The organism is Alitiscatomonas sp. (assembly GCF_037242085.1).
GTDB classification, from domain to species: domain Bacteria; phylum Bacillota; class Clostridia; order Lachnospirales; family Lachnospiraceae; genus Alitiscatomonas; species Alitiscatomonas aceti.
Map to the genome: position 1 here is coordinate 73,022 of NZ_JAXXBR010000081.1, position 8,134 is coordinate 81,155.

Genomic DNA, 8,134 nt, shown 5'->3' on the forward strand with positions numbered 1-8,134 from the left:
ACTTACATGAAAGCATTTGACCCCAATCACAAACTGCTGGACGAGATGTATCAGGACGATTACTATCCGGCTTTTCTGGTAGACAAGGTAAAGGGCGAGCTTCAAAAGGTCATCGATTTGTTGGAGAGCGGCGAAACCGACACCGAAGTGATACAGGAAACGCTGGACGAGGCGGTCTGCGGCATCAATGATCTCCAGAAGGAGTTTGATGAGAACGACAGCGAGATCGAAACGGCAGCCCGGGAATGTATTGCGGCAGCTGTGGCCTACATTCTGGAATGGTTCAACATCTCCATTGACACCGAGGAGGCCCTCCGGGAACGGGACTGGTGATTCCCATGGCAGAAAAAGAACTGGCCATTTGTGATGAGTGCGGCAGCCTGTTTTTCAAAGGTTCCTCACAGATGATGGGGCTGTGCCCGGAATGCGCCCATGTTCTCTATGGCTACCCAAATTGCGACCATCATTTTCAGGATGGCCGGTGTGTGAACTGTTACTGGGACGGCTCGGAGAGCGCATATATCAAGTCACTGAAAAGGAATTGAAAATATGACTTGGAAATATGAAACCTTTGGCCCAGACGGTCAATGCAAATTGTTTGGCGTAAATATCTTTGACTACGACTGGAAAACCACTGGCAAGCGGGTAAAAGTCCAAGATCCCGTCTATCACCAGGAACATACCTTTGAGGTCTGGCAGGTAGAGATCAACGGGCAGATCCACCGCTTTGCCGCTGGAGAGTTCTCCAACAGCGTGTGGTGATTTTATTTAGAGAAAGACGGATGAGGGGAGCGTGAACCCATGAAAGCCAATGCCGGAGAGGTCTATACAGTTTACAATCAATATCTGAAACGCTATACCGCCTGCCAGGTGGCCTATATTGCGCCGCCGGACACGGTGAGTGAGCAGCCCTGGGCGGTGATCCTCTCTCTGGACTGGACAGGTGACGCCCCTTTGACGGCAGAGGAACTGCCCCATCTCCGTCCGCTCTACAAGGACTTTATGTACTGGCCTCGTGACCTTCACCTGCTGCGGGTGCCGGTGGAAATCCCGCCACAGTACACGCTGGTGGGTATCCTGCCATCCTTCACCGACCAGCCCTGCCGCTCCTACGGCGGCTGGGACAACGGCTATGAGGTGTATTTGCAGATGAGGTGGGAGGCCGCCCCGGAAAAGCGGCGGCGGGCCTTCAAGGAGGCCATGGAGAGCGACGGGGAAACGGAGATCGGCGGTATCCCGGTGAAGGTCAGCAACCATCGGGTGATGGACCAGTACGCACCATTCGATTCGGCGCTGGAACTGGAGGCGCTGCCCTGCCTTTCTGACCTCATCTGTGAGCGGTGGCACCCGGATCTGCTGGAGTTTTTGCGGGGAAATCCCTTCCTTGATGAACTGACTTTGCTGAACCACAGTCAGAGGACACTTGATCTGCGGGGAACCAGCATCAGAAAGCTGATGCTGGACATGACCGGCCTGGAGGAACTGTGGCTGGGTGAGGATACGGAGCAGCTCCTGTTCCAGAACAAGGGGCCGGATGCCTGTACCATCCATGCCATCGGGAATGGCAGCGGTTTGACCCTCCAATTTATCGGGGAATACCGCCCCCACCCGGAGCTGTCGGATCTTTGGGGCCTTCACGGTATCCAGTTGAAGGACTTTGATCTGACCGCCCTTGTTGCCTCCCATCCCCACTTAAAGGAGCTGCGGCTCTGGGGCGCGCCGGGAAATCTGCAAAACTTCTCTGCCGTGCGAAAGTTCCGGGAACTGACGAACCTCTCCACCTTTGATCTGTTCGGCTTCGGGGCGGACGACATCCCCACCCCGGAGCAGATGCCAGAGCTTCGCTGGTTCTGGATGACTAGCCTGCCGGAGACGGCAGCAAAAGCGGCAAAGCAGATCTGGAAAGGCAAGCCTGGAATGGACCTGCGGATCACCAAGCCCCGGAAACCGGAGTGGCTGGCGCAAAATCTGGACAACCCCTTCCGGGGCTGGGACGGCGCGGAGCATATCCCTGCCACTTCCGCAAAAAAAGCAGCCAATCAATACCGCAAGACCCGTTCCCAGCTGATGAAGCTGGCCTCTGAGCCGTGCGAGGACGCCCAGACCCAGGCGCTGGAAGCGGTGGCAGCCTACACTCAGACTTTCAACAAGATGCGCTTTATCGAAACCGAGGAACGGGATGAAATTTACATGGCCCTGCGGGGTATCCTGGACGCATTGCCGGGCGATACACTTCAGAAAGATGCCCTGATTGAAAAGTTTGAGGAACTTCGTGATTTTTGAAAGGAGTGTGCGGGCGCATGAGCCGAATCACTGATGAACCCTACTTTACATACAGTGCATACAACGCCCTGACCTCCGGCATCCAGGTGAAATGCCCCAAGTGCCACGGCGCGGGTGTGGTGACAGCGGATGACGACAACGCCTATTTCCGGTGCCTGAGCTGCGGCCATCAGGAGGCCCGTGACCGGACGATCTACCGCTATGATGTCCATAACCAGTGCAAAAACTGTGGAAGATACTACCGGGTGGATATTGAAGCGGAGGAAAGGCAGCACTTTTCCGTTCTCCATGTGGCCTGCCCCTATTGCGGTACAACCATGTCGGGAGAAGTTCATAAAACAGCGGAGGCTTTCTCTTATATTGCTGATATTCAGGATGGACGAGAACCTTATTTTGGCCTGGAGCTGTGGTTTTTGACCTCCTTCCAGGGTAAGCCAGTCTGGGCCCTCAACCGGGAACACCTTGCCTATCTGATCAGCTATCTCAGCGCCGACCTGCGGGAAAAGCCGATGGGAAGAGCGAAAAAGACGCAGGCCGACCATCTCCCCACCTTCATGAAAACCGCAAAGAACCGGGAGCGGATCGTGAAGCTGCTGAAGAAAATGCAGGAGGAATGAGGATGGAACAAAAATCTGACGGAAACAGAGTTGGAACAGATCACATCCATGGACGGTGCTCCACTGGATGTGAGGGAAGAACTGCGATAACACTTAATAGAAAAGGAGACCCCTATGGAACTACAAAATAAGAAAATAATGCCTCCCCCCTGGCTGGCCCATCGGGAGATCGAGCGATACTCCATTGGCTGGCGCATGGGCCATGGGGAGGATTACATATACCGATTTGGCGATTGGCTGGACACCCTTTCCCCGGAGGAGCGGACGGAATACCGCACCCTCTTTCCCGAGCCGGTGACCTGGAAAGGGTGGTGGGATGACGAGGACAACGGCGGGGTGCTGGAGCACGGCGACTTCTTTGTGGAGGTGTGGCAGCCGGAAGGAAGACCTAAGTACACCCGCCAGTGGCTCCAGCAGGAGTTTTCCGCAGGGAGAACACGGGAGCTGTGCCTGTTCTGGGGCCATCAGCCTGCCGAGGACGGCAGCATCACAAAAAGCTGCCTCAGCCAGTGGTGGATGGAGGACTTCTGGTCCATCGCCGACACCTATCTCTGCATGGAGCAGTATATGATGGCGGGAAAAGCCCAGCTGTTTGGCGACGAGGAGATCCGCAAGGAGATCCTGGCGTGCAGCGATCCCAGGCAGATCAAGGCCCTGGGCCGCAAGGTGCGGGGCTTTGACCAGAAGGTGTGGGACAGGTTCAAATACGCCATTGTGCTGAATGGCAACTGGTGCAAATTCAGCCAGAACCGCGATCTGCGGGAGTTTCTCCTCTCCACCGGGGACAGTGTGCTGGTGGAGGCCAGCCCCTACGATAACATCTGGGGTATTCGCCTCGCAGCCAGCTCCCCAGAGGCCCAGGACCCCATGCAGTGGCGTGGACAAAACCTGCTGGGCTTTGCGTTGATGGAGGTGCGGGACGAGCTGCGCCGGGTGACACAGAATGAAATGCTTTGCGATTGGAGTACGGTATGGGAACAATGAAACCTTATGAACTGGAAATGCCCCGCAGCAGGATCGATCACGGGGAGCAGGAACGGATTTCCTCTCTGACACCGGAGCAATTCTTTGCCCTGCTGTCTCACGACTATGATACTGGTTTTGCTGCTGGAAAGGCCTCCGCACAGAAGGAAATTCTCTGTATGCTGGCGGCGGACGGGATGCCTGTTGAGAAGATCGCGCTTCTATTGCAGATGAAGACAGAGACGGTACGGGAGATCATGGCCGCCAAGCAAGCCCACATTGAGAAATGTAGAAAGAAACTTGAACAGGCGGTGAAGCAATGAAAGACCTTTGCCAATACGGAAACCGGCCAGAGGACGAATGGGAGATCCTGCCCTGGATACCTGATCCGCGCCCGCCATTCAAAATTTGGGTGAAGCCGGAGCAGATCGCGCCATTCTTTCTCATTCCCCACCACCCCTATGCGATCTCCCTTCTGCTGAAGATCAGCGACGGATTCCGGACAGAGGAATTCCGACGGCTGGGACTGACCGGCAGCAGCGGAGACTGGGAACGGCTGGTCCGGGGCGTGATCCAGGAGTTCGAGGAAAATAACAGCGGCGTGGATCTGTTTCACTTCGACTCCGACGAAGATGTGTTCTGCGTGTACTCCCAATACATCGATGACCTGATGCTGCTGGCAAAAATGATCCGAGTAGCCTGTGCCGATGAAAAAGCGATGCGGACTTATCTTGGCAAGATCGAGTACATCAAGCTCTTTTGGGAGGGCGCACCGGAGGGTGAACCAGCGGTCATCCTCTATGAAGTGGATACCGAAGATGAGCGGCTGGCCCTCCGCTCCATTGACATTTTTTCGGATGGCCGCACCCGCAACATCCCTGACCTTTACGACGGCGCCATCGAGATCACGCCGATCCCCACCGTGGAGGAATTGAACGCCCATGTCTGGGGCGAGGAATTCCACGCCTGCGTCATAGAGAAAGCGGAATTTGAGGCCATCTGGGAAAGCCACACCTATGATGGAGCGTTAAAAGAATCAGGAGGGTTCTGATGAAACAGACAGATATTTATACCGAGGCTCTGACCTGTCTACGCTCCATCCTTCTGGCAGACCATCCAGAGTTCCAAAACTGGATCGACTGGCTGGAGCGGGATATTGAGGACTGGAGCCAACGGCGGGAGGTTGCCCACCACCTCCGGGCATATGGCGGCATGGGCTCGTTCAATGATCTGCCCAGTATGCGAGGAAATCACAACTACATTTTTGACTTTCTCAAGTCTGTGTGCTATGCCTTCGGTCATCTTTATGGCAAACGGGAAGGCATTTCTCCGGAGGTATTGATGGAGGAGTGCCTCCACGATGTAGAGCAGACAGCCGATCACCCCCATAAGGGACTGAACCAAGCCATTGCCCAACACTTGATGCAGGGCGATTTACAAGAAAATCTGGATAGGCTGTAGGAGGACAAAAGATGGTTCAAGTGTGGTATACGGTGGATTTTGGCACTGGAACAGGGAAAACTGTGCAGAGAATCGTGAGGTAAGCGTATGGCAAAGGACATTAGGGAGTGCCATCAGTCCCATGCTGGCAGGCCGTGCCCGTTTCAAGCAGGATGGTGACAGCTGGCAGGTCAGCCTCTATCACGAGGTGGACTATCTGGACTTTCAAAACCGGCTGCAAAAACAGGGCTTCTCCCTGCCCACGACGGACGAGTGGGCCTACCTGTGTGGCGGCGGGTGTCGGACCCTGTTTCCATGGGGAGATGGGTTAGACTACTCCATGCGTCTGCACTGGTTTGAGAACATGGATGAGGATGAGAACCGGCCCTATGACATGGAGGAACCCAACTTCTTCGGCCTGTCCATCGCCTACGATCCCAATATGCGGGAAGTGGTGCAGACTGATAGGCTTACCACCTGCGGAGGTGATGGCGGATGCAATATCTGCGGCAGGCTGGGCCCATTTCTCGGTTTCCTGCCCTGTTCGCCTCACTGTAAGCCGGAAGTGCAGGAGGACAATGAACGAAACGGAGATCATGACTTTCATCGGCCTATCATCCGGGTGAAGATGGGAGTTTGATCTGGAAATAAATCACGTGGGAATGGAGGGTTTAACATGAGTAAGGAACTGGAACTATATAAAGCATTTATTGACGGTCTTGTGGAGCGGAAAGACAGCATAACGGCCCGGTGGGTCAAGGGGGATGGTTTCCCCAAGACGGAGGACAATAAGGCGAAAAATGAACTTCTCGCCACACTGATCCCGGAGCAGAAAAGCATAATAGCCGAGATGCTTCAGGACGAACATATTGCGGGTATCCATACTACCCTTGCTTATATCAATAAAATGATGGACTTGGATGGTTTGGAGCTTCAGCAGGACGGTGAATCCTATCCCAACGACTATTTTGAGAGCCTGCACTATGACTTCATCAGCCGTTGCGACGGAGATGAGTGGCCGGAATAATAGGAGGTTTGACAGATGTATATCGACAAATACTGGGGCGACTTTATTGGCGGTTCCGACGACAGTCTGAACCTTGTGGCATTTTTGGAAGACCTGAAGAAAGAGGAGATCCCTCTCAGCGAGATCTTCACCAAGATCGGACTGGATAAGCAGAACTGGGACTTCCGCCAGACCGTGGAGTATCTGGAGTTCACCCACTCCAATGGCGTGGAGATGGACTTTCACTTCGCCATTGATGTGGTCACCGACCTGGCCGCCATCCTGCTGGAGTGCAGCGTCAGTGGCAGTGTAAACCTTCAGGATCTGGACGAGTACAACACCCCCGCCCGCCGTATCCGCATCACTGCTACGCCGGAGGAGCACGAGGCCATGGACAAGGCCCTGGCGGACTTTGTCCATGCCCCGCTGGAATACGACATCAGCGAGATGATGGGCGAGGATGAGATCACGGATATGGCTTCTCAGGTGGAGATGCTGCGGAAGGAGCTGTACGAAGCCTCTGGCCGCAACCGGAACTACCATGTAAAGGCGGAAGATGTAAAAGATCTGCTCCCCGACTGGGAGGGTGCCGATGGCTGTATCGCCACCAACCGTATCACGGTGGAGGGCTGCAAGGTAGGCTACTGCTACCGGGAGAAACCGGACGGCGGCTGGGACAGTGGCTGGCGCTTCACCGCTGGTGACGAGAGCGAGGCGTACATGGACGACCCCAACAATGCCGGGATCTACAAGCTGAATACGATCTGCAACGACGATCCCGACATCATTCCTCTGCTGCATACACTCGCTCCCTGCGCCTTTGAGCGGGATGAGAATGGCGTGTTCCAGCAGATCAAAGACTGGAAACCGGATGAGGACGAGGAGGAGACTGATATGGACATTTTGAAGCAATGCCAGAAGTGGAATGAAAAGAGCGAGTACCAGAAGATCATCGACGCGCTGGAGGCCATCCCCGCCGAGGAGCGCACCCCGGAGATGGACAGCGAGCTGGCCCGGGCCTACAACAATCTGGGGGCACCTTCCAACTGTGGGCTGCTCAAAAAGGCCATCGCTCTCTTGAAACCCCATGAGGAATACTTTGAGGGAGACCACTGCTGGAACTTCCGCATGGGTTACTCTTACTTTTATCTGGATCAGGAGGGCCGGGCTCTGCGATATTTTGAAAAGGCATTGGAAGTCCGCCCTGGTGACGATGACACCAAAGAGTTTATCGAACGGTGCAAGAAGGGTATTTCTCTGCCGCAGTTCTGGGAGTGCTTCCGGGAGCGGACAGAGGACTGGTGGGAAACCTTTGCCGAGATGGAAGCAGAATTGCGCCAGATGATGGATGAGGACAAAGATCACACCCGCGGCGCAGAACTCGTGGCCCAAATGGAAGGGGCTTTGAACCAGGCGTTTGACGAAATCTCTTTCGAGATGGGCTTCAACGGCAAAAAGCATGAGCTGATCCTCACCCCGGAGGGCGACAAGGTCAAGCTGTTTGAGCTGGTCTACTTCCAGAAGCACGCCCCCAAGGAGGTGCTGGAGCACTGGAACATCCTTGTGGGCCGTCAGCCCCTCCAGAACATCGGTCTGCGCACCGAGGACGGCTGGGACATCTCCGGGGAGGATGTGCAGATCTGGCTGGAGGAGCAGGGTGAAAACAGCTTCGCCATCTCCGCCTACTGCGAAAAGCTGCTGCCTATGCTCCGGGAGGAAGAAGGCCGGGCCTGGTGGATGCTCACCACCCTCACCGATCAGGTGCTGGGTGAGATCCCCCACATGAGATACATAGACAGCTTTGATGTGCTGGAAAAGCCCAAGG

At 55.2% G+C, this 8,134-nt stretch carries 12 protein-coding genes and 1 pseudogene; all 13 read left to right on the plus strand.

What is annotated here, in order from left to right:
• Window positions 1-6: 6 nt before the first annotated feature.
• On the plus strand, window positions 7-333 hold the full coding sequence (locus WIH05_RS07985; protein ID WP_262427539.1) for a DUF5713 family protein: 327 nt from the start codon (window positions 7-9) through the stop codon (window positions 331-333).
• Window positions 334-549: 216 nt separating this feature from the next.
• Window positions 550-762 (plus strand): hypothetical protein, encoded by a 213-nt coding sequence (locus tag WIH05_RS07990; protein ID WP_337425216.1) that lies wholly within the window; start codon window positions 550-552, stop codon window positions 760-762.
• A 39-nt stretch (window positions 763-801) separates the two neighbouring features.
• Window positions 802-2,283 carry a hypothetical protein gene (locus tag WIH05_RS07995; protein ID WP_337425217.1) on the plus strand — a complete coding sequence of 494 codons (1,482 nt, stop codon included), beginning with the start codon at window positions 802-804 and terminating at the stop codon, window positions 2,281-2,283.
• A 17-nt stretch (window positions 2,284-2,300) separates the two neighbouring features.
• Window positions 2,301-2,900: a hypothetical protein gene (locus WIH05_RS08000; protein WP_337425218.1), complete on the plus strand. Its 600-nt coding sequence runs from the start codon at window positions 2,301-2,303 to the stop codon at window positions 2,898-2,900.
• 2 nt (window positions 2,901-2,902) lie between these two features.
• Window positions 2,903-3,031, plus strand: a complete 129-nt coding sequence (locus WIH05_RS08005; RefSeq protein WP_337425219.1) for a hypothetical protein — start codon at window positions 2,903-2,905, stop codon at window positions 3,029-3,031.
• Window positions 3,015-3,884: an NADAR family protein gene (locus WIH05_RS08010; RefSeq protein WP_337425220.1), complete on the plus strand. Its 870-nt coding sequence runs from the start codon at window positions 3,015-3,017 to the stop codon at window positions 3,882-3,884. The genes WIH05_RS08005 and WIH05_RS08010 overlap by 17 nt, the downstream gene beginning before the upstream one ends.
• Window positions 3,872-4,186 (plus strand): hypothetical protein, encoded by a 315-nt coding sequence (locus WIH05_RS08015; RefSeq protein ID WP_337425221.1) that lies wholly within the window; start codon window positions 3,872-3,874, stop codon window positions 4,184-4,186. Before WIH05_RS08010 ends, WIH05_RS08015 begins: the two co-directional genes overlap by 13 nt.
• Window positions 4,183-4,593: pseudogene (locus WIH05_RS08020) on the plus strand (Imm51 family immunity protein); the annotation flags it as partial. The gene WIH05_RS08015 and the pseudogene WIH05_RS08020, both read left to right, overlap by 4 nt.
• A complete protein-coding gene (locus tag WIH05_RS08025) occupies window positions 4,582-4,914 on the plus strand; it encodes a hypothetical protein (protein WP_337425228.1) in 333 nt (110 codons plus the stop codon). The pseudogene WIH05_RS08020 and the gene WIH05_RS08025, both read left to right, overlap by 12 nt.
• Window positions 4,914-5,324 carry a hypothetical protein gene (locus tag WIH05_RS08030; RefSeq protein ID WP_337425222.1) on the plus strand — a complete coding sequence of 137 codons (411 nt, stop codon included), beginning with the start codon at window positions 4,914-4,916 and terminating at the stop codon, window positions 5,322-5,324. Before WIH05_RS08025 ends, WIH05_RS08030 begins: the two co-directional genes overlap by 1 nt.
• A 121-nt stretch (window positions 5,325-5,445) precedes the next feature.
• A complete protein-coding gene (locus tag WIH05_RS08035) occupies window positions 5,446-5,943 on the plus strand; it encodes a hypothetical protein (RefSeq protein WP_337425223.1) in 498 nt (165 codons plus the stop codon).
• 36 nt (window positions 5,944-5,979) lie between these two features.
• On the plus strand, window positions 5,980-6,330 hold the full coding sequence (locus WIH05_RS08040) for a DUF6547 family protein (RefSeq protein WP_262427546.1): 351 nt from the start codon (window positions 5,980-5,982) through the stop codon (window positions 6,328-6,330).
• A gap of 15 nt (window positions 6,331-6,345) precedes the next feature.
• The coding region (locus tag WIH05_RS08045; RefSeq protein ID WP_337425224.1) for a DUF2185 domain-containing protein at window positions 6,346-8,134 on the plus strand (1,789 nt) is incomplete at its 3' end.

What these genes read in the sequence shown, in the direction of transcription:
- WIH05_RS07985 (WP_262427539.1), top strand. Translation starts at nt 7, where the DNA reads ATGAAAGCATTTGACCCCAATCACAAACTGCTGGACGAGATGTATCAG.
- WIH05_RS07990 (WP_337425216.1), top strand. Translation starts at nt 550, where the DNA reads ATGACTTGGAAATATGAAACCTTTGGCCCAGACGGTCAATGCAAATTG.
- WIH05_RS07995 (WP_337425217.1), top strand. Translation starts at nt 802, where the DNA reads ATGAAAGCCAATGCCGGAGAGGTCTATACAGTTTACAATCAATATCTG.
- WIH05_RS08000 (WP_337425218.1), top strand. Translation starts at nt 2,301, where the DNA reads ATGAGCCGAATCACTGATGAACCCTACTTTACATACAGTGCATACAAC.
- WIH05_RS08005 (WP_337425219.1), top strand. Translation starts at nt 2,903, where the DNA reads ATGGAACAAAAATCTGACGGAAACAGAGTTGGAACAGATCACATCCAT.
- WIH05_RS08010 (WP_337425220.1), top strand. Translation starts at nt 3,015, where the DNA reads ATGGAACTACAAAATAAGAAAATAATGCCTCCCCCCTGGCTGGCCCAT.
- WIH05_RS08015 (WP_337425221.1), top strand. Translation starts at nt 3,872, where the DNA reads ATGGGAACAATGAAACCTTATGAACTGGAAATGCCCCGCAGCAGGATC.
- WIH05_RS08025 (WP_337425228.1), top strand. Translation starts at nt 4,582, where the DNA reads ATGCGGACTTATCTTGGCAAGATCGAGTACATCAAGCTCTTTTGGGAG.
- WIH05_RS08030 (WP_337425222.1), top strand. Translation starts at nt 4,914, where the DNA reads ATGAAACAGACAGATATTTATACCGAGGCTCTGACCTGTCTACGCTCC.
- WIH05_RS08035 (WP_337425223.1), top strand. Translation starts at nt 5,446, where the DNA reads ATGCTGGCAGGCCGTGCCCGTTTCAAGCAGGATGGTGACAGCTGGCAG.
- WIH05_RS08040 (WP_262427546.1), top strand. Translation starts at nt 5,980, where the DNA reads ATGAGTAAGGAACTGGAACTATATAAAGCATTTATTGACGGTCTTGTG.